This is a genomic window from Peribacillus sp. NPDC101481, from assembly GCF_044767165.1.
Lineage (GTDB): Bacteria > Bacillota > Bacilli > Bacillales > DSM-1321 > Peribacillus.
The window spans coordinates 316,721-338,030 of record NZ_JBIWNJ010000003.1; the positions used below are offsets into that span (position 1 = coordinate 316,721).

A 21,310-nucleotide genomic window follows, 5' to 3' on the forward strand; every position below is an offset into this window, starting at 1 on the left:
AGTAATTCGATTCATTAGCTGTTTATAGGGTTTATTCTTCCTTGAGATTCTACAAGTCTAGCTTATTCAAACTGTATTCTTCAGGATTATGTAGGTAAACTAGTGTACTACCACTCTACTCTTCTTTATCTTTTCTCCATTTATTAAACTCGATGAATTCCCTGAATTGTTGTTTTGAGACACCCGAATTCATGGCTTCCTCAACGATTTTCATCCAGTCAGTGTCCAAGGTTTCCTTATTTGGTGCATCATAAAGCAGGGCATCAACAGGAATGTTTAGTACGGCGGAGATTTTTTCAAGAAATTGAATAGAAGGATTTGTTTGTAAGTTCCGCTCGAGCGAACTTAAATAAGACTTTGCCACACCCGCTTTATCGGCAAGTTCAGTCATCGACATTTTCTTTTCTTCTCGCAGTTTTTTTACACGTTCACCAATCATCAATACCACCTCGAAACATGTTCTATTTATCTTCCGCTAATAAGTGTCAGTAGCCAATCTTATCATTCAAAACAAGACGACTGTAAGGTTGGATTACCTTGACATGCTATCGCTAGAGAGGACACACAGCATCTAGTGATGGAAGGTTATGGATAATTCTCATTTACATATGGAATAGTGGGGAGTTAGCAACATATTTTTTATACTTCCTTCTATTTTAACAGTTTTACTCCTCATTTATCCATTGTTTTTCGCAAGAATTGAATTCAGGTCTATACCAGGGAAGTGACATGAAGTTGTACCTCTATGATAGAAGTGGTAAAATTAAGCGTGCATTAGTAATAATAGAAGTGTGTTTCTTCTTACTTATATGAATTTTGTCATTGAACGATCATTACCATAATAGAGGAGCGTTATTGAATGCTTAATATATTAAATAAAGTTTTTGATCCGAATAAGCGAGAAATCAAACGTTTAGAAAAAATCGCCGATCAGGTCGAAGCGCTGGCTGATGAGACGGCGGGGTTATCGGATGAACAGTTGCGTGCCAAAACGGGTGAGTTTAAAGAGCGTTATCAAAATGGGGAAACCGTTGATGATTTGCTTGTTGAGGCTTTTGCGGTTGCACGTGAAGGGGCAAAGCGTGCTCTGGGCTTATATCCTTACCGTGTTCAAATCATGGGTGGGGCATCACTTCATGATGGAAATATCTCCGAGATGAAAACAGGGGAAGGTAAAACCTTAACATCCACCATGCCGGTTTATTTAAACGCGCTTACCGGTAAAGGTGTACATGTCGTTACTGTCAATGAATACTTGGCACACCGTGATGCCACCGAGATGGGTGTATTGTATGATTTCCTTGGTTTGACCGTCGGGTTGAATTTGAACAGTCATTCTAAAGAAGAAAAACAGGCGGCGTACAATGCTGACATTACGTACAGTACGAATAATGAGTTAGGTTTTGATTATCTTCGTGACAATATGGTGTTATATAAAGAACAAATGGTACAGCGCCCGCTGCACTTCGCTGTCATTGATGAGGTCGATTCGATTTTGATCGATGAGGCAAGAACGCCGTTGATCATTTCCGGCTCCGCACAAAAATCGGCTCAGCTGTATATCCAGGCCAATGCGTTTGTAAAAACCTTGAAAAAAGAAACCGACTACACATATGATGAAAAGACAAAAGGTGTTCAGCTGACGGAAGATGGGATGAATCGAGCTGAAAAAGCGTTTAATATCGATAATTTATTCGATATTAATCACGTTACTTTGAATCATCATATCAATCAGGCGTTAAAGGCACATGTTTCCATGCATTTGGATGTGGATTATGTTGTCCAGGAAGGCGAGATAGTCATCGTTGACCAATTCACTGGCCGTTTGATGAAAGGCCGCCGTTACAGTGAAGGTCTCCACCAGGCGATCGAAGCGAAAGAAGGACTTGAAATTCAAAATGAAAGCATGACTCTTGCGACGATTACATTCCAGAACTATTTCAGGATGTATGAAAAGCTTTCAGGTATGACCGGAACAGCCAAAACGGAAGAAGAAGAATTCCGCAATATTTATAATATGAATGTAATTGCGATCCCGACAAACAGGAATATCATCAGGGACGACAGGGCAGATCTTATATACGCGACAACTGATGGCAAATTCAAGGCTGTTGTGGAAGACATCGCCGAACGCTATACAAAGGGTCAGCCTGTGCTTGTCGGTACGGTTGCCATCGAAACATCTGAAGTCATATCTGCCTATTTATCCAAAAAAGGAATCCCTCACGATGTTTTGAATGCCAAGAACCATGAGCGTGAAGCGGAAATCATTGCGAATGCAGGTAATCAAGGCTCAGTTACGATCGCTACGAACATGGCAGGGCGCGGTACGGATATCAAGCTTGGTGAAGGTGTCAAGGAGCTTGGGGGCCTTGCTGTAATCGGTACGGAACGTCATGAAAGCAGGCGTATAGATAACCAGCTGCGTGGTCGGTCCGGCCGTCAGGGAGATCCAGGGGTCACTCAATTCTATTTATCAATGGAAGATGAATTGATGCGCCGCTTCGGTTCGGATAACATGAAAAACATGATGGCGCGCCTTGGTATGGATGATTCCCAGCCAATTCAAAGCAAAATGGTGACAAGGGCCGTTGAATCCGCACAGAAACGGGTCGAAGGCAATAACTTCGATTCACGTAAGCAATTACTGCAGTATGATGATGTTCTCCGTCAACAACGGGAAATTATCTATAAACAGCGTTTCGATGTCATGGAAAGTGACAACTTACGTGAAATCGTCGAAACGATGATCACGGCATCCATCCAGCGAAATGTTGTCGCGTTTGCACCAATGGGTGATGAGGAAGGCTGGAATTTACAAGGCCTTGTCGATTACCTGAATGGTAACCTATTCAATGAAGGTTCAATCACTGTAGCTGATTTGGAAGGGAAAAATGAAACGGAATTGGTTGAGTTCATTTTAGCAAAAGTGAAAGAAAGCTATGACCAAAAAGAAGAAGAGCTATCTGAAGAACAAATGCGTGAATTCGAAAAAGTAATCGTTCTTCGTGCCGTCGATAGCAAGTGGATGGACCATATTGATGCGATGGAGCAATTGCGCCAAGGGATCCACCTTCGTGCTTATGGCCAGATTGATCCGCTTCGTGAATATCAATCAGAAGGTTTCGCAATGTTTGAAGCGATGATTGCTTCAATGGAAGATGAAGTCGCAAAATACATCATGAAGGCCGAAATCCGAAACAATTTGGAACGTAAGGAAGTCATAAAAGGACAAGCGGTCAATCCGAAGGAAGAAGACGGGGGAAAAGTGAAAAAAGCCCCTGCCCGTAAAAAGGAAGACGTTGGCCGAAATGCGTTATGCCCATGCGGCAGCGGTAAAAAATATAAGAATTGCCATGGCAATTTAGGTTAAAGTTAGGTGTATAATGATTATGGGACGGTTAAGTGTAAGGCTTGCCGCCTCTTTTCATGTTTTGTTTGCATAAAGGTATACATTTGCATATAGTTTGGAGAGGTTTTATTTGTAATGAAGGGAATCCCTCTTCAGGGATTTTTTTTAACATACTTAATGAGGTGAAGAGAAATGGAATTAGCAGAAATTAGAAATGAACTTGAACGGACAGCGCAACGATTAACGGACTTTAGGGGGTCTCTTTGACTTAGATGAAAAAGAGGCACGAATCGCACAGCTAGAAAATGAGATGACACATCCCGATTTTTGGAATGATCAGCAAAAGGCACAAACTGTCATCAATGAAACGAATGGTTTAAAAGAACAAGTCAATCAATTATCCGACCTGAATGAATCATATGAAAATCTGGATTTGACATATGAATTAGTGAAAGAGGAGAACGATCAAGAACTTTTAGCGGAGCTGGAAGAAGAGATTACGGTTCTTGCACAAAAGATGAACGACTTTGAACTTCAACTTTTACTAAGTGAAGAATATGACTCGAAAAATGCCATTCTTGAACTGCATCCTGGTGCAGGCGGAACGGAGTCCCAGGATTGGGGTTCCATGCTGCTGCGCATGTATACAAGATGGGGTGAAAAAAGAGGCTTTAAAGTGGAAACCCTTGATTACCTTCCAGGTGATGAAGCTGGGATCAAGAGTGTCACTTTAATTTTCAAAGGCCATAACGCCTATGGTTATTTGAAAGCGGAAAAAGGGGTACACCGTCTTGTCCGTATTTCTCCTTTCGATTCCTCAGGACGACGCCATACTTCATTCGTTTCATGTGAAGTCATGCCGGAATTCGATGAGACGATCAATATAGAAGTACGCACGGAAGATTTGAAAATAGATACGTACCGGGCAAGTGGTGCAGGTGGTCAGCATATCAATACAACTGACTCGGCAGTCCGGATCACCCATATACCTACGAACACCGTGGTAACGTGCCAAAACGAGAGATCTCAAATCAAAAACAAGGCCCAGGCCATGAATATGCTGAAAGCCAAATTGTATCAACGTGAAATTGAGCAGCAACAAGCGGAATTGGATGAAATCCGTGGTGAGCAAAAGGAAATTGGCTGGGGAAGCCAAATTCGTTCTTATGTTTTCCACCCGTATTCCATGGTTAAAGATCATCGTACCAGTGCGGAGACCGGAAACTTGGGGGCTGTCATGGATGGCGATATCGATATGTTCATTGATGCGTACTTGCGTTCAAAATTATAAGATCAGCCAGTCGGACCGGTTTCCACGGTCCGACTTTTTTTGTTTTTTCCTTTTTAACGAATCTTCTGGCTGACATTTACAGGATTGAAAAGGGATGCTCTACCTCGTTCGGCCAATACTAGATAATAATGATGGTTCGAGGAGACTTATGCAAAATGAAGAAAAGATACCGGGAGCAGAAGCACCCTTTAATTCAAAAGTTAACGGAGTATGGATTGGTGATTGTCGGTTCATCCATAATTGCCATTGGTTTTAATGTATTCTTACTGCCTAACCAGGTCGCATCTGGCGGGGTCAGTGGAATTAGCACGATTCTCGATTCAACTCTCGGTTGGGAGCCAGCCTACGTTCTTTGGGGTTTTAATATCCCTTTGTTCATTGCGGGGCTTATTATCCTTGGAAGACATTTCGGAGCCAAAAGCTTGATTGGAACCTTGTTTCTGCCTTTAGTGGTATTTCTGACAAAGGATTGGGATGCATGGACGAATGATGCATTGCTTGGTTCGATTTGCGGAGGGATGATGGTCGGACTTGGGCTGGGGATCGTCTTTCGAGGGAAGGGTTCCACAGGCGGGACCGATTTGGCGGCACAGATTTTCCATAAGTATACCCATCTGTCATTAGGAACCTGTGTGGCAGTCATTGATGGAATCATCGTTTTAAGTGCTGCCATCGTTTTTGATATTGAAAAAGGGCTTTATGCATTGATTGGATTGTATGTGACAAGCAAGACGATAGACCTCGTCCAGGTTGGATTGAACCGTTCGAAGATGTCATTAATCATCACGAATAAAGAAATGGAAGTAAGGGATGCTATCATACATGAGCTGGACCGGGGTGTAACAGGCATATCCGGGTATGGCGGCTATACAGATGTTACTCGTCCAATTTTGATGTGCGTAATAGACCAGTCTGAATTCACCAAATTGAAACAATTGGTGAAACTCGTTGACCCTAAAGCGTTTGTAATTGTAATGGACGCATCGGAGGTACTTGGGGAGGGTTTTAAACTGGATTGAAATTGGTATAATGTTCTTGTGCTGGTATAAATCAGAGGGGGTAAATTCGATGAAAATGAAGTGGTTAGCCTTAATTTTGGGTACTTCTTTGGCCTTGGCTGCATGCGGTGGGAACGATGATGCTGCAGATAAAGAGCCTGCAAGTGAAAATAATGAAACGACTACGGCAGATGCCGGTGATGCCGCAAAAATTTATGAAAACAAATGTTCAAGTTGCCATGCAGTGAATCTTGAAGGCGGCGTGGGACCGAATTTAACGAAGGTCGGTTCCAAGCTATCAAAAGCAGACATCGAAAAAGTCATTGCGAATGGTCAAGGCGGAATGCCAAAAGGTATAATCCAGGGCAAGGAAGCGAGCATGGTCGCTGAATGGCTTGCTGAACATAAATAATGATTAATGAAACGTCCTGCTTAGCAGGACGTTTCATTTAGCCTCCTTTAAACCTCGTGACAACTCACATTTAACCCCCTTTTCAAGCAATCAAATCCTGGAATTATTACATAGATGTTGATATATGTCTAACTGAAATGAAACTGTAATATTTTTTATGCTTAATTTGACAAAATATGATGTTATAATGTTTCTGTGCTCAAGTAAGAGAGATTCCTGTCAGATTTCAGTGAAAATTGTCGAAAAAGCTGTAGGTACATAGTGATAATCCAAGCAAATTAGGTGGTTTTAGAATGATAGAAATGATAGATGTGAAAAAGACATATCCAAATGGCGTAATTGCCATTAATGGAATCAATGTGAAAATAAAGCCAGGCGAGTTCGTTTATGTAGTGGGTCCGAGCGGTGCCGGAAAATCGACCTTCATCAAAATGATGTATAGGGAAGAAAAGCCTACAAGCGGTAATATCTTGGTCAATGGCATAAGCCTGCCAAGTATCCGCAATTCGAAAGTTCCTCTATTTCGCCGTAATATCGGTATGGTATTCCAAGATTTTAAACTCCTTCAAACATTCACTGCATATGAAAATGTTGCTTTTGCCATGGAAGTTATTGAAAAGGAACCGGAAGAAATCAAAAAGAGAGTCATGGAAGTCCTTGATCTGGTTGGCATTAAACATAAAGCGAGAATGCTTCCTTCCGAGTTATCTGGTGGGGAACAGCAAAGGGTTGCAATAGCCCGTTCGATCGTCAATGATCCCAAGGTAGTCATAGCAGACGAGCCTACAGGTAATCTTGATCCCGAAACATCATGGGAAATCATGAACATATTCGAAGAAATTAATAAACGCGGAACTACACTTGTCATGGCCACCCATAATAGGGACATCGTCAACAATATTAAACGACGTGTCATTGCCATTGAAAGTGGAAAAATAGTTCGCGATGAACATCGAGGTGATTACGGATATGAAATTTAGAACATTGCTCCGTCACTTCCGTGAAAGTTTTAAAAATATTGGCCGTAATGGATGGATGACGTTTGCTTCAGTCAGTGCAGTAACGGTCACTCTAACTTTGGTTGGCGTCTTTTTAGTGCTCATGATGAATTTAAATCATATCGCGGGAAATGTGGAGAAAGATGTCGAAGTTCGTGCACATATTGATAATGCGGCGAATGATGACGATATAAAAGCTATAGGTAAGCAAATTACGGAGATAAACGGCATCGAATCAGTGATTTTCTCTCCAAAGGATGAAGAGCTTACTAATTTAATAGATGATTTAGGAGATAATGGTGAGGCTTTTAAACCATTTGAACAGGATAACCCATTAAGGGACGTTTATGTTATCAAAACGAAATCTCCGCAAGATGTCATCAAGGTGGCAAAAAAAATCGAAGGTATGGAATATATCCAAAGTGTTAAATATGGACAAGGCTACGTCGAGAAACTATTCAGCTTTGTTAATATTGCTAGAAACATAGGGATCGTTCTTATTGTAGGATTATTATTTACTGCAATGTTCCTGATTTCGAATACGATTAAAATTACCATTGTAGCCAGAAGAAAAGAAATTGAGATCATGAGATTGGTAGGAGCGACAAATACATTCATCCGTTGGCCATTCTTCTTGGAAGGGCTTTGGTTGGGAGTCCTCGGTTCCATCATTCCGATAGGTCTGATTGCAGTACTCTACTATAATCTTTATAAATACGCAGCACCGCAGATTACGTTCAAATTCATCGATTTCTTGCCTGCAAATCCGTTTATTTATCAAGTTTCGGCCATCCTCATCGTAATTGGTGCGGTTATCGGAATATGGGGCAGCTTGATGTCCGTCAGGAAGTTCTTGAAAGTATAAAAGTGTATCTTTACTCGAAAGCCAAAAGTAGCCAGACATAAATAGAGAGACGTTACAAGGCAAGGATGTAACGGGTTGAAAGGGGAAATGAAACGTGAAAAAAAATATCATTGCCATGAATGCCTCCATCATGATCGGGTTGGGAAGCATTCTAGCGGCACCTTCGGTTTATGCTGAGTCTATTTCGGATTTAGAAAAACAGAAAGAATCCATACAGGAAAAACGTTCAGGTGTTGAATCGAATATTTCCGAAACTGAAAAGAAAATCGATAGCCTGCAGGATAAGCAAATGACAGCAGAAGACCAAATCGCTGCCATTGAAGCGAAAATCGCAGAGTCCGCAAAAAAAATCGATGCTAAAAATGCTGAAATTACACAAACGAAAAAAGAAATCGAAGCATTGAAAGAAGAGATTAAAGTATTAAAAGAGCGGATCGCCAAACGTAATGAAGTATTGAAGGAAAGGGCACTTTCTTTCCAGGAGACTGGCGGGGACGTGAACTACCTGGAAGTATTATTCGGATCATCCAGTTTTGGGGATTTAGTTGACCGTGTCGGAGCTGTAGCGACAATCGCTGAAGCTGACCGCGATATTTTAAAGGAGCATGAGCTGGATAAAAAGGATCTGGAAGAAAAGCAAAAAGCTGTTGAAACGAAGCTTGCCAGTTTAGAAGTGGCAAAAGCTGAACTATTGGAAATTCAAAAGCAACAAAAACAGCAGAAGCAAGAAAAGGATGCTTTAGTTAAGAAATTAAAGCAACAAACTGAAAAGCATGAACATGAGAAGATGGGTCTAGAGGAAGAAAAAGCGAATCTTGCTGCTCAAGAAAAAGCCATCAAATCTGCCATCAGCTTAGAGCATCAACGTCTTGCCGAATTGGAAGCAGCTCGTAAAAAAGCGGCAGCTGAAGCGAAAAAACGTGCAGAGCAAGAAGCGGCACAAGCGGCTGCACAAGCAGCATCACAAGCATCGGAATCAAAAAAACAATCCACTTCTTCAGGATATAGTGCAAAAAGCAACAGTTCATCAGCGCCATCAACTTCACAACCTTCGTCTAATGTAAGTTCAGCGCCAGCTGTATCATCTGGTACTTTCACTAGACCAAGTGCAGGATATGTATCTTCAACAATGGGTGAACGTTGGAATAAACAGCATGCCGGCATCGATATCGCTGCTAGCGGAACGGTTCCAGTTGTAGCTGCAGCCGACGGAGTCGTAAGCCGTTCTTACTTCTCAAGTACATACGGTAACGTCGTCTTCGTTACCCATTCAATCGGCGGTCAGCAATGGACTACTGTTTATGCACACTTAAGTTCTAGACAAGTAGGCGAAGGTGCTGTAGTTGCCAAAGGTCAACAGGTTGGAATCATGGGTAACACAGGACATTCCTTCGGTCAGCATTTACACTTTGAGCTACATAAAGGCGCATGGAATTATAGCAAGTCAAATGCTGTTAATCCATTAAACTATATACCTAATTAATACCCAATATATGAACGGAAAAACAGATCAGGATCAATTCCTGGTCTGTTTTTTTGTGTAGTGTCACCATATTCTATAAGCATATTTCTTTCAATCGCCTCATATAGTGAAATACATATCAGGTCAGAAATGGGGATAAATATGGTCAAAAAATGGGTACTTCCTCTAGTAATTATCATGTCACTAGCCATTGGAGCAATGGGGGGCATATATTGGACAAGCCTTCCGGCCAAGAATGAAGCAAAAGATGAAAGCCAAGCAATACCGAAGGATAAGGAATGGGCAAAAGTGGAACAAGCTTATGGTTTGATCGTAAGTCAGTATGTAGAACAGGTGGACGGTTCCAACTTGGTGGAGGGCGCCATCCAAGGCATGCTGTCAGCGCTGAAAGATCCTTATTCCGTATATATGGACAAGGAGACCGCCAAGCAATTCAATGAAACACTGGACTCCTCTTTTGAAGGGATCGGGACTGAAATCGGAATGGAAGATGGTAAGGTCATCATTGTTTCTCCTTACAAAGACTCGCCTGCAGAAAAAGCTGGATTAAAGCCGAAAGATCAAATTCTTAAGGTGAATGGCGAAAGTGTAGAAGGTTTGGATCTGTATGAAACGCGCCTGAAAATCCGCGGCAAAAAAGGATCTCCCGTCAAAATGGAAATAAAGCGGGCAGGGGTGGACAATCCACTTGAATTCAAAATGGTGCGTGCCGAAATTCCATTGGATACCGTATTTTCATCAATTAAGGAAGTTGCCGGAGAACAAATCGGTTATATCGAGTTGACCACTTTCTCGGAAAATACTGCATCTGATTTCAAAAAGCAGATGAAAGAGCTCGAAAAGAAGGGAATCAAGGGCTTGGTCATAGATGTACGCGGTAACCCAGGTGGCCTTCTTTCTAGTGTGGAAACGATTCTTGGCGAGTTTATCACAAAAGACAAGCCTTATTTGCAAATTGCAGAAAGAACGGGCGAAACGCAATCGTTTTTTACAAGCCTTAAGAAAGCGAAAAGTTATCCCATTGCCGTCTTGACGGATAAAGGGAGCGCCTCAGCCTCGGAAATCCTGGCAGGCGCGATGCAAGAGGCGGGAGGCTATCCATTGGTTGGCGAGAAGACCTTCGGGAAAGGCACAGTACAGCAGGCTGTACCAATGGGTGATGGCAGTAAGATTAAACTTACATTATATAAGTGGCTGACGCCTTCAGGAAACTGGATCCATAAAAAAGGGATCGAGCCGACAATCAAAGTGAAACAACCGGAGTATTTTGATGCACATCAGCTGGCCATTGAGAAGGTGTTGCAGCGGGATATGAATGATGAACAAATCCAGTATGCCCAAAGCATTCTGAAAGGACTTGGATTTGAACCGGGCCGTGAGGATGGATATTATGATTGGAGTACAGAAATCGCAGTAAAAGCATTCCAAAAACAATTTGGCCTGGAAGTGACTGGTAAGCTGGACGCTAAAACCGCAGCACATTTGGAATCCGCCATTCTGGATAAGATCCAGGATGAAGATAATGATATTCAGTTACGCACGGCTTTGAATTATTTAGTGAAGTAACTTGATGGCACCGTTCCCCTTGGAGCGGTGCCTCTTTTGCATTTGTTTGAGTTCGCCTGCGAACATGGAGGCAGATTAGGGGAAACTTTAGATAAAGCTACTTTTTCTGCATCTTAATAGGCATGGAGGCTACATTTTTGATAGAATAGGAGGTAACTGACCAGAACGAAATTGACAAAATTTTGATTACATTTGAGGATGGTGGAAAGAAATTGACAACGGATTGGCTGATAGCATGCTTAATGGGATTAGGAAAAATCTTCCTTCATCCTTTGCTTTATGTTTCGATTGCCTATTGTTTATTCATCGGCTATCTTCGCGTTAAACGGGAACGCCATGATTTTAATACCAAGATTTACAGTTTTTCCATGGAGCTGCGTTCCATGTTACCTCAAGGATTGATATGGGGATTGATCCTTTCCTTCCTTACGCTGGCTACTGGACTCGCCATTCCTATGGCGGCGCTGCTCATCATGGCAGTGGTAACGATTTTGTCCATGCTATCCATGAAAAGGAGGTTTGTTTCCCCCGTTTATACAGTGGGACTCACCTTCTTTATCCTTTTCTTTTTATATGATAGAGATATCAAGCTTACGTTCTTTCAGGATGCCTTTAATCAGCTGGATCGGTCCGTATATCCGACACTTGTCATTTTAATAGGGTTATTATTGATTGCTGAAGGGTTCTTGATTGTTGGCAACGGAAGTAAAAAGGTCTCTCCCCAGTTGGAGGTATCCAAGAGGGGGCAGCCGATAGGTGTGTATGTATCACAGCGAATCTGGCTAATTCCCATGTTCGTCATGGTTCCTGGAGGACAACTTCCAATTCCTTTCGAATGGTATCCAGTTTTTTCAATCGGGGATGTATCCCTGTCGCCGATCGTACTGCCCATATTAATCGGCTTTAGGCAAAAAGTGCATGGGACGCTCCCTGAACTGGCCATTAGGGCGCAAGGCAAAAAGGTTGGGGCATTGGGAATTATGATTACGCTTTTGGCGGCAGTTGGTTACTGGTATCCCCCATTGGCAATCATGACGGCTGTTTTAGCAATCCTCGGTCGTGAATTTCTGCATTATTCCCAAAAGGCAATGGATCGAAAGCTTCCTTTTTATTTTTCGAAAAGTAAGCTGGGTGTCCAGATCTTAGGCGTTATCCCTCAATCTCCGGCAGATAAAATGGGGTTGCTAAAAGGCGAGGTCATTTCGAAAATAAATGGTGTCGTCGTCAGGGAAGAAGAAGAGTTATATAGGGCGCTCCAAATAAACCGGGCACATTGCAAGCTTGAGGTCATCGATAATAATGAACAGATTCGTTTTGTGCAAAGAGCTCTATTTGACGGGGAGCATTACGAATTGGGCCTCTTATTCGTTGACGATCAATTGAAGGAAAGCGGACAAGTGGGATAATGACACATTAATATAAAATAAAAGGCCTTTCTCGAATTATATCGAGAAAGGCCTTTTTCAATGGAAACGTGTTATTACTTTTTAAGCATGATCTTTTCTATATCTTCAAGCATTTTATTAGCTGCAATTACTCCGCCAGCTGTATTCCATGTTGCGTCGCTAACCTCATGGGCATTTCCGTTTTTGACTGCATCAAGGTTTTTCCAAAGTGGATCATTCGTCCATTCTTTTGCTGTGCTTAGGGCTTGTTTGTCGCCTTCAGGAGCGTAAGTAAAGTAGAAGAGAATATCTCCATCCATTTTAGGGATGACTTCTTTTCCAACCTCAATGGCAAGGTTGCCTAATTTATTATCTGCAGTGAAGAGTTCCTTCTGTTGTTCTGCACGTTTAAATCCTAATTGATCGAAAATCACTCCAGAGAATGAATCTGTGTAATAAATACGAGTAGTTCCAGCCATGAAACGAACAATGGAAACTTCTTGATTTACTTTATCACCCAATTTAGCTTTAAGATCTTCAGTGTTTTTATCGAATTCTGCAATTACATCGTTCCCTTTTTCTTCAAGGTTCAAGGCTTTTGCATATAGTTTAAAGTTTTCTTTCCAATCTCCTCTTAACGTTTCCGAGAAAACGGTAGGGGCGATTGCATTTAATTTATCATAAACAGCTTCTTGGCGTATCTTGCTTCCGATAATCAAGTCAGGCTTCAGTGATGCGATTTTCTCTAAGTTAACTTCATGTTCAACACCAACAACTTCGACCCCATCCATATCATCTTTAATATGGTCGTACCAAGGGTCACCAAGCCATGATTGAACGGCACCAACAGGTTTAATCCCTAAAGCAATCAATGCTTCAGTGCCTTCATTTGTTAAAACGACCACTCTTTTAGGCGTTTCTTTCAACTCGGCAGTGCCCATGGCATGCTCAATTGTGTAGCTTTTCTCCTCTTTCTTGTCTTCAGCTTTATTTCCATCGGCCTTTTCATCCGAATTCCCGCAAGCTGCTAGAAGGAAGACTGCAAATATTGTAAAAATCGTTAATAAAGACTTAAATCTAAACATCTATGTATCCCTCCCAATTTGTCAGCAAATGATAATCATTCGCACTTAACAGCACCATCATAAAATGAATATACTTTTCTGTCAATATATAATTGAAAATGATTCTCAAATTCGTTGACATAATCCTGTTTAGACCAGTAAAATATTACTATACAAACGTGATTGGAAAGGTAACTGGATATGTTATTAAAAAATTCATGGCAGAAATGGATGGGGCTGTTCATTACCATTCTTTTGCTGCTATTTTTACTGTGCTCAAGCATTGTATACGGTTATACAGATACAACGTGGAAAATGGCCATCGATGCTTTTACCGATTTCAATGGGACGAACGAACACATTGTCATTCAATCAGTCAGACTTCCGCGGGCCCTGATAGCTTCGGCAATCGGTGCAAGTTTGGCCATTTCCGGGGTGTTAATGCAAACGCTAACTAAAAACCCCCTCGCGTCTCCAGATATATTCGGGGTCAACGCCGGGGCGGGATTGGCGGTTGTAACCGGTGTCACCGTTTTTGGAATAAGTAATCTTCAAGTATTCACATGGCTGTCATTCATAGGGGCGGCCATAGCCGCGATAAGCATATATATGATTGGAAGCATGGGACGAGGCGGCTTGACACCTATGAAGCTGACATTGGCTGGTGCAGCCATGACGGCCATGGTAGCTTCACTTACACAAGGTCTTCTTGTTTCTAATGAGGCTCTTTTAGAGCAAGTCCTATTCTGGCTTGCCGGATCCGTCTCCGGTAGAAGTCTGGACAATTTAGTTGCTGTCCTGCCTTATCTTGTCGTAGGCTGGGGCCTTGCCTTGATCATGTCCGGTAAAATGAATGTGTTGTCCATGGGTGAGGATGTTGCAAAAGGTCTTGGATTGAATATAGTTTTCCTTAAGCTGGTTCTGGGGCTGGCAATCATCCTTCTCGCTGGCGGATCAGTGGCGGTTGCGGGTCCGATTGGCTTTATAGGAATCGTCGTTCCACATCTTACCCGTTTTATAGTAGGCATCGATCATCGCTGGCTGATTCCCTTCTCTGGACTTTTCGGGGCGGTGCTTTTGATTGCGGCCGATGTCATATCCAGGTATATCCTGATGCCTCGAGAAGTTCCGGTCGGAGTCATGACAGCCATAATAGGGACCCCATTCTTTATTTATATAGCTAGAAAGGGGTTCAGCGGTCGATGAAGTCATATAAGAGCTTTCGTTTGTTTAATGAAAAAATATCATTCTTGATGGATAAAAAAGCTATGATCGTGATTTTCATATTATTTGTAGTCACTTCACTAGTGTTTGTGATCAGTACTGGCGTGGGTGAAATGAATATAAATCCGCTAAGTGTCCTCCAGGTCCTTTTCGGAGGGGGAACGGAGAGCGATCGGCTTATCATCCAATCTTTCCGCCTGCCTAGAATAATTGTTGCCCTGTTGGTGGGGATGGGCCTTGCTGTTGCTGGCGGAATCCTTCAAGGGATGATTCGGAATCCACTTGCTTCGCCTGATATCTTGGGGATAACGGGAGGAGCGACAGTGGCGGTCGTTGGATTCTTGGCCATTTTTAGTGATAAGAATCATTCATTAACGGTGAGCATCAATTGGCTGCCGTTAGCTGCGTTCATTGGGGCGACAGTCGTGGCCTTACTTGTTTATTCATTAGCCTGGAAAAATGGAGTTCCCCCGATCAGGCTTGTGTTGATCGGAATTGGGGTGATGGCCTTAATGAAGGCACTCACAACGATGATGATGATTCTTGGTCCAGTCTATCAAGCGAGCCAGGCCAACCTTTGGATCACGGGGTCAGTGTCTAACTCCACCTGGAATAATATCGCTGTTCTGGCACCATGGACGATTCTATTCCTATTAATCGCCTTCCTGTATGCCAGAAATATTAATTTACAGGAGCTTGGCGATGACCTTGCAACGGGTCTTGGGGGACATGTCCAAAAACAACGGTTTACATTATTGATGATCAGTACCGCCTTGATTGGCGGTTCCACAGCTTTTGCTGGAGGAATAGGCTTTGTTGGATTAATGGCCCCACACATGGCCAGAAGGCTTGTTGGTTCTAGTTTTGGAGTGTTACTGCCCACTTCAGCTTTGCTTGGCGGCATCCTGGTTATGGTGGCGGATTTGATTGGACGGACCCTATTCTCACCTTTGGAAATACCGGCTGGTGTCTTCACAGCGAGCATCGGGGCACCATACTTCATTTATTTACTTTATAAAACGAGGAATTCGTAACACCGGTAAATTAATAAAGAAGCAGCCATCCCTAGGATGGCTGCTTCTTTATTAATTAAGCTTCTTTTGCAACTTCGATTTCGATGGTAAGCGTGATTTGATCGCCGATCAGTACGCCGCCTGTTTCTAAAGCTGCGTTATAGGTTAAACCATAATCACTGCGTTTGACTTTACCTTTTCCGCTAAAGCCTGCTTTTTCATTTCCCCATGGATCTTTTCCTTGGCCTTCGAAGGTGATGCTGAAAGTTTCTTCTTGTGTGATTCCATTAAGAGTCACATTTCCAGTTACATCGTATTCATCTTCATCCGTTTTCACAATTTTTGTTGATTTGAATGTTAATGTAGGGTTTTTTTCTACATCAAAGAAGTCAGCGGAACGCAAGTGATTATCCCGGTCTGCATTGCGTGTGTCAATACTGGCCACATCAACGGTAAAATCGATCTCTGCAGTTGTTAGATCCAATGGGTTTGCAAGAATGTTTGCTTCGAACTTATTAAAACTTCCTTTTACTTTAGCGATCATCATATGTTTTACGGAAAATTCAATAGCACTGTGAGTCGGGTCGACTGTCCATTTTGTATTGGTCATGATAATTCCTCCTAATTATTAATCTTGAATTTATATATCTTTAATTTGAGATATCTTAACTTAATGTAATTATAAGAGGTGGAAGCAATAGTGTCAACTGAAAGTTTTCCTTTATTTTGAAAACATGAAAAACCCTGTGCATTTATGAGGCACAGGGTCTTCAGACTGTAGACAAACTCAATGAAAATCAAGTTTGTCTCAGTTAAGGTTTATAAAACTCGAATGATGATTTCAACTCCAGGCACTCGCTTTCCGCGGGCGGTCCGGAAGCCTCCTCGGCGCCTTGCGCCTGCGGGGTCTCCCCTCGACGCGCTTTTCCCGCAGGAGTCTCGCACCTTCCGTTCCAATCGACTTTGTTTTGAAATTTTAGGTAAAAACCCTTTTGTCTACAAACTCAAAACCTGTGTATTTATGAGGCACAGGGTTTTTCATTATGAAGAAAAGTAAAGCTGACTACCTTAATTAATTGGCATGATCTTTCTCTTCTTGATCGGTCACTTTACTTGGCCAAAAGGCATGGCGGCCAAGCAGGGCGGTAATCGCAGGAACAAGGAACGGGCGCACAATGAATGTGTCCATTAACACACCAAGAGCAGTAATGAGCCCGAATTGAACCAATACTTGAATCGGAAGTGTGGCTAGAACGGAAAAAGTGGCTGCCAAGATTATTCCGGCGGAAGTGATGACACCGCTAGTTTCGGCAACGCCTTTTCTGATGGCCTGCTTGATTGGCATCGTTTCTTTCTTACGCCAAATGCTTGAAACCATGAAAATGTTATAGTCTTCTCCAAGTGCAACAAGGAATACGAAAGAATAAAGTGGAATCGTCCCCTCTATGGCATCGACACCCATGAAATAGTGCAGGATTATCCAACCTAAGCCCATAGCAGCAAAGAATGAGAGAATCACTGTCCCCATTAAATACACCATGGCTGTCACAGATCGCAAGTAGGCTAAAAGGAGTAAGGAAATCAGGACGATGATGATCGGGATGATCATGAATTCATCTGCCTTTACGGTATCCCTTTTATCGAATTGCGTCGCAGTTTGCCCGCCAATCCAAACCTTATCTTCGACGGAAGATATATTGGCGGCCTTCAATTCTTTCTCCGCAATTGTGCGGATTTCCGGAATGGAATCAATTGCCTCGATATCATATGGGTTGGTGTTGAATTTGACCTCATAGGATTGCAGATCTTCATTGGATTTACTTGTGACTGGATCAGCCACACTTTCAACAATATTCATCCCTTCTAATGTCGGCGCTAAATCAATATCTTCACCATTCGTTTCGACAACCACTGTGGCTGGTGCCAGTTCGCCCGGTGAGTACGAGTCGGAAATGACAGAATAGCCTTCGCGGGAGTTCATATCTTCAGGGAAGGAAGAGAGAATATCATATGAATATTTTATTTGTGAAGAATATCCTGCTAAAACACTGAAGATGATCAGGCATGTAAGAATGACGGTCCATGGCTTGGTTGTGACGATATGTCCAATCCAGTTTCCGATGCGGCCTTCTTTATGCTTTTTGACGGCTTTTCCCTTTTTCTTGGCCCGTGCTTCTTCCATTTCTGGGGTACGAGGAACGATTGGGAAGAAGGAAGCCCTTCCGAATACAGAAAGCAATGCCGGTACAAGTGTTAAAGCTGCCAGCATCATGATTAAAATCGACAAGCTGAATGGTACAGCGAAACGGTGGTAGGCTCCGTATTTCGCTACAAGCAATGTTAGCAGCGAGATGACGATCGTAAGGCCGCTCATCGCAATGGCGCCTGATGAATCTTTAAATGCGGAGATCATGGCTTTCCGTTTGCTTTCATGATTTCTTAATTCACTTCTGTAGTGAGAAATTAAAAATAGACAATAATCCGTTCCGGCACCGAATAATAATACGGTCATGATCGAAATGGCCTGTGAATCGACTGTAATCCAACCATGATCTGCCATGAATCCAAGGATCGGGCTTGTGACAATATAGGCGAATCCTACTCCGATTAAAGGGATGATGGCTAAAAGCGGGGAACGGTAAATGAGTAATAATACGACAAGTACAAGTATTACGGTCGCTAATAGCAATTTGAAATCAGCACCTGAAAATAATCCTGTTGCATCGACGGATATCCCTACAGGGCCTGTCACTCGAAGTGATAATTCATCTGAATCTGTAGGGACCTTGAATGGGTCAGATCCAATGCGTTCCGAAACTATTTCATTAATGCTCTCAAGATTTTTTTCAAGAATTTCAGTCTCGGTCTTTTCTTTAAAGAAAAGCGGCTGTACGAAAGTCGTTCCATCTTCTGAAACCGAGCCTTGAAGAGCAGGCAACGGAATTTCATGAAGCGGCGGTAAAAAAGATTGCTGTATCAAAGGGTTACCTGTCAATTCCTTGGAAAGGTACTGGATTTCGGCCAAGTCGGCCTCTGTCAGTCCACCTTCCCGATGCCATGTAAGCAGGGCAGGTATTCCAGAGGAATTTGGAAACTCTTCTTTAATAAGTTCATCAGCCACGACGGAAGGTGAGTCTTCAGGCAAGTCGGCGGCATTATTTGCTGTTCGATCATTAACGGCAGGCAATGTGATGGTTAATCCGATTGCTGCAATTATCCATACAGCAATGACAACCCAACGACTGATTTTTCCTGTCATCATCCTGCCAAGTTTTCCTAATATTGATTCGTCCAATGAAGGCACCCCGCTTTTTGAATTTTTTATCCTTAGTTCATTATAATGGTGTGCTGTTGACATATACAAAAATGGGTATGCTCACTCCAACTGCTAAATGCTTCAAGTCGTTAATGGCATGAAAATCTGCTCATCGATATATAGGGGAAAAGTACTTATTTACTAATTTCAATTAAATTTTGAAGATTGAAGAGTTAAATATAGGAGATAGGGGAAAGTATAGTAGTATTATGGCTTTTATTAACAAGGGAGGGATTTTTTTGTCTGATAAATCAAAAAAAACAAATGATGAATCGAAAGAAACATTAACGAACAGGCAAGGGCACCCGGTAACGAATAACCAGAGTATTAGAACTGTAGGGAACAGAGGACCTAGTACACTTGAGAACTATGATTTCCTGGAAAAGATCAGCCACTTCGATAGGGAGCGTATCCCTGAACGGGTTGTGCATGCCCGCGGTGCAGGTGCGCATGGTTATTTCGTTCCGACCGGTAAAGCGGGGGACGAGCCGATTTCAAAATATACGAGAGCGAAGGTTTTTCAGGAAGAAGGTAAAAAAACCCCGGTATTCGTGAGATTTTCATCTGTTATTCATGGAGGGACGTCCCCGGAAACGTTACGTGACCCAAGGGGATTTGCCGTTAAATTTTATACGGAAGACGGAAACTGGGATCTTGTAGGCAATAACCTGAAAATTTTCTTTATCCGTGATGCCATGAAATTCCCGGATTTGATTCATGCCTTCAAACCGGATCCGGTCACGAATATTCAGGACGGCAGGAGGATTTTCGATTTTTGCTCGAGTTCGCCTGAAACATTCCATATGGTTACCTTTGTGTTTTCCCCATGGGGCATTCCAGCTAACTATCGCATGATGCAAGGATCAGGGGTCAATACTTATAAATGGGTGAATGAGGAAGGGAAAGCAGTGCTTGTCAAGTATCATTGGGAACCGAAACAAGGGATCAAGAACCTGACACAGCAAGAGGCCAATGAAATTCAAGCTACGAATTTCAATCATGCCACACAGGATCTTTATGAAGCGATCGAACGCGGTGACTATCCTGAATGGGATCTCAACGTACAGATCATGAGTGATGATGATCATCCTGAGTTGGATTTCGATCCGTTGGATGATACGAAGATCTGGCCGAAAGATGAGTTCCCTTGGCTGCATGTCGGTACGATGGTATTGAATAAAAACCCTGAAGACTATTTCACTGAAGTCGAACAGGCTGCATTCGGCACAGGTGTCCTAGTGGATGGACTGGACTTTTCTGATGACAAGATGTTACAGGGACGTACATTCTCTTATTCCGATACACAGCGTCACCGTGTTGGCGCGAATTATCTGCAATTGCCAATCAATGCTCCGAAAAAACGAACAGCCACGAATCAGACTGGCGGACAGATGCAATATGAAGTTGGCAGAGGCAGCCAAAGCCCCCACATCAACTACGAACCATCAACTGTCGGCGGCTTGAAAGAAGCCAAGCAGACGGGCAAGGAGCATACACCTATGGTGGAAGGGAAACTTGTTCGTGAGACAATCGATCGTCAAAATAATACGAAACAGGCCGGGGAAACATTCCGTGAATTCGAGGATTGGGAAAAGGACGATTTAATTTCCAATTTAGTGGCGGCATTGGCTCCTGCCGACAAGCGCATTCAGGAAAAAATGATAGCACTTGCCGAAGAGGCCGATGAAGAGTATGGCCGCAGATTGAAAGAGGGACTGGCCTCGGCTTCTGAACATACGGAATCTTCAAAACCACTGGGCGGGACGGATAACCCTGAGGATGCCGTTAGTAAAGGACATGAAGCGGATCCATATTGATGGGACTAAAAAAGAGGCAAACTTCCCTATAAAGGGGTTTGCCTCTTTTTTTAATGGGCATAATTGATGGAAGTGTGGAAGATTCTTCTGATGATGCCTTGAAAATCAAGTGGGAAATTGATTGGCAAAAAACTTGATAATCATTTAAACTGAAACTACTCTATTTTTCTCTTATAAAGGAGATGAAAAAATGATTAAATTTCTTTCTGCCCTTTTCCTTCCTTGTCTACTCGTCATGCTATTTTCAAGGGTCACCTATAACAATGTCGTGGGCCTTGTTTTAACTGTTGCCTTGATTACAGCTTCCGCATATAAAGGTTATACGCATACAAACTTATTGATCATCGTCGATGCCTTATCCCTAACAGTGGGATTTTGGTTATCAAAAAGAATGATGAAACGTACATCCAAGAGCGCCTGACACAAAAGGTGCTTTTTTTGTACCCAAACTTGTCATTCCCCTCAACACATCATGAAGTCCATAAAACAAAAATAGAATGGATGTTCGCTTATTGCTGGTTTGTTT

At 42.5% G+C, this 21,310-nt stretch carries 17 protein-coding genes; 13 read left to right on the forward strand and 4 right to left on the reverse strand.

What is annotated here, in order from left to right:
* Positions 1 to 115: 115 nt before the first annotated feature.
* Complete coding sequence (locus ACIROD_RS20245; RefSeq protein ID WP_063233922.1) at positions 116 to 439, reverse strand: helix-turn-helix domain-containing protein; 324 nt, start codon at positions 437 to 439, stop codon at positions 116 to 118.
* Positions 440 to 859: 420 nt separating this feature from the next.
* Between ACIROD_RS20245 and secA the strand changes: the two genes are divergently transcribed.
* The 9 genes from secA to ACIROD_RS20290 all read left to right on the forward strand — a co-directional run bounded on the left by secA (position 860) and on the right by ACIROD_RS20290 (position 12,371).
* The gene (gene secA / locus ACIROD_RS20250; RefSeq protein ID WP_402943487.1) at positions 860 to 3,373 is read left to right on the forward strand and encodes a preprotein translocase subunit SecA; all 2,514 of its coding nucleotides are present in this window, start codon (positions 860 to 862) and stop codon (positions 3,371 to 3,373) included.
* A 171-nt stretch (positions 3,374 to 3,544) separates the two neighbouring features.
* Positions 3,545 to 4,643, forward strand: a protein-coding gene (gene prfB, locus ACIROD_RS20255; protein WP_402943489.1) for a peptide chain release factor 2 whose coding sequence is annotated in 2 segments (ribosomal slippage) — positions 3,545 to 3,607 and positions 3,609 to 4,643 — 1,098 coding nt in all. Because the reading frame shifts where the segments join, the coding sequence is not laid out codon by codon here.
* Positions 4,644 to 4,798: 155 nt separating this feature from the next.
* Entirely contained in the window at positions 4,799 to 5,662 is an 864-nt protein-coding gene (locus ACIROD_RS20260) for a YitT family protein (RefSeq protein ID WP_402943491.1), read from the forward strand.
* A gap of 49 nt (positions 5,663 to 5,711) precedes the next feature.
* Positions 5,712 to 6,053 carry a cytochrome c551 gene (cccB, locus tag ACIROD_RS20265; protein WP_230176155.1) on the forward strand — a complete coding sequence of 114 codons (342 nt, stop codon included), beginning with the start codon at positions 5,712 to 5,714 and terminating at the stop codon, positions 6,051 to 6,053.
* A gap of 293 nt (positions 6,054 to 6,346) precedes the next feature.
* Entirely contained in the window at positions 6,347 to 7,033 is a 687-nt protein-coding gene (ftsE, locus tag ACIROD_RS20270; protein WP_089361962.1) for a cell division ATP-binding protein FtsE, read from the forward strand.
* Positions 7,023 to 7,916 (forward strand): permease-like cell division protein FtsX, encoded by an 894-nt coding sequence (ftsX, locus tag ACIROD_RS20275; protein WP_034309901.1) that lies wholly within the window; start codon positions 7,023 to 7,025, stop codon positions 7,914 to 7,916. Before ftsE ends, ftsX begins: the two co-directional genes overlap by 11 nt.
* 94 nt (positions 7,917 to 8,010) lie before the next feature.
* Positions 8,011 to 9,399 (forward strand): murein hydrolase activator EnvC family protein, encoded by a 1,389-nt coding sequence (locus ACIROD_RS20280; RefSeq protein WP_402943496.1) that lies wholly within the window; start codon positions 8,011 to 8,013, stop codon positions 9,397 to 9,399.
* A 141-nt stretch (positions 9,400 to 9,540) separates the two neighbouring features.
* The gene (locus ACIROD_RS20285; protein WP_402943499.1) at positions 9,541 to 10,965 is read left to right on the forward strand and encodes a S41 family peptidase; all 1,425 of its coding nucleotides are present in this window, start codon (positions 9,541 to 9,543) and stop codon (positions 10,963 to 10,965) included.
* A gap of 212 nt (positions 10,966 to 11,177) precedes the next feature.
* On the forward strand, positions 11,178 to 12,371 hold the full coding sequence (locus ACIROD_RS20290) for a PDZ domain-containing protein (RefSeq protein WP_402943501.1): 1,194 nt from the start codon (positions 11,178 to 11,180) through the stop codon (positions 12,369 to 12,371).
* Between the two features lie 74 nt (positions 12,372 to 12,445).
* Here ACIROD_RS20290 and ACIROD_RS20295 read toward each other — a convergent pair whose 3' ends face one another.
* Positions 12,446 to 13,435, reverse strand: coding sequence for an ABC transporter substrate-binding protein (locus tag ACIROD_RS20295; RefSeq protein WP_402943504.1), 990 nt, complete (start codon positions 13,433 to 13,435; stop codon positions 12,446 to 12,448).
* A gap of 180 nt (positions 13,436 to 13,615) precedes the next feature.
* Between ACIROD_RS20295 and ACIROD_RS20300 the strand changes: the two genes are divergently transcribed.
* Both ACIROD_RS20300 and ACIROD_RS20305 read left to right on the forward strand, forming a co-directional pair.
* Positions 13,616 to 14,620, forward strand: a complete 1,005-nt coding sequence (locus tag ACIROD_RS20300; protein WP_402943507.1) for a FecCD family ABC transporter permease — start codon at positions 13,616 to 13,618, stop codon at positions 14,618 to 14,620.
* On the forward strand, positions 14,617 to 15,672 hold the full coding sequence (locus tag ACIROD_RS20305) for a FecCD family ABC transporter permease (RefSeq protein ID WP_101223743.1): 1,056 nt from the start codon (positions 14,617 to 14,619) through the stop codon (positions 15,670 to 15,672). Before ACIROD_RS20300 ends, ACIROD_RS20305 begins: the two co-directional genes overlap by 4 nt.
* A gap of 55 nt (positions 15,673 to 15,727) precedes the next feature.
* Here ACIROD_RS20305 and ACIROD_RS20310 read toward each other — a convergent pair whose 3' ends face one another.
* Entirely contained in the window at positions 15,728 to 16,261 is a 534-nt protein-coding gene (locus ACIROD_RS20310) for a YceI family protein (protein WP_101223742.1), read from the reverse strand.
* Between the two features lie 462 nt (positions 16,262 to 16,723).
* Positions 16,724 to 18,946: an MMPL family transporter gene (locus ACIROD_RS20315; RefSeq protein ID WP_402943511.1), complete on the reverse strand. Its 2,223-nt coding sequence runs from the start codon at positions 18,944 to 18,946 to the stop codon at positions 16,724 to 16,726.
* Between the two features lie 260 nt (positions 18,947 to 19,206).
* On the opposite strand from ACIROD_RS20315, the gene ACIROD_RS20320 reads away from it, so the two are divergent.
* Together ACIROD_RS20320 and ACIROD_RS20325 are read left to right on the forward strand one after the other, a co-directional pair.
* Positions 19,207 to 20,784 carry a catalase gene (locus ACIROD_RS20320; protein WP_402943514.1) on the forward strand — a complete coding sequence of 526 codons (1,578 nt, stop codon included), beginning with the start codon at positions 19,207 to 19,209 and terminating at the stop codon, positions 20,782 to 20,784.
* A 190-nt stretch (positions 20,785 to 20,974) separates the two neighbouring features.
* Positions 20,975 to 21,205 carry a CsbA family protein gene (locus ACIROD_RS20325; protein ID WP_101223739.1) on the forward strand — a complete coding sequence of 77 codons (231 nt, stop codon included), beginning with the start codon at positions 20,975 to 20,977 and terminating at the stop codon, positions 21,203 to 21,205.
* The last annotated feature ends 105 nt before the right edge of the window (positions 21,206 to 21,310 follow it).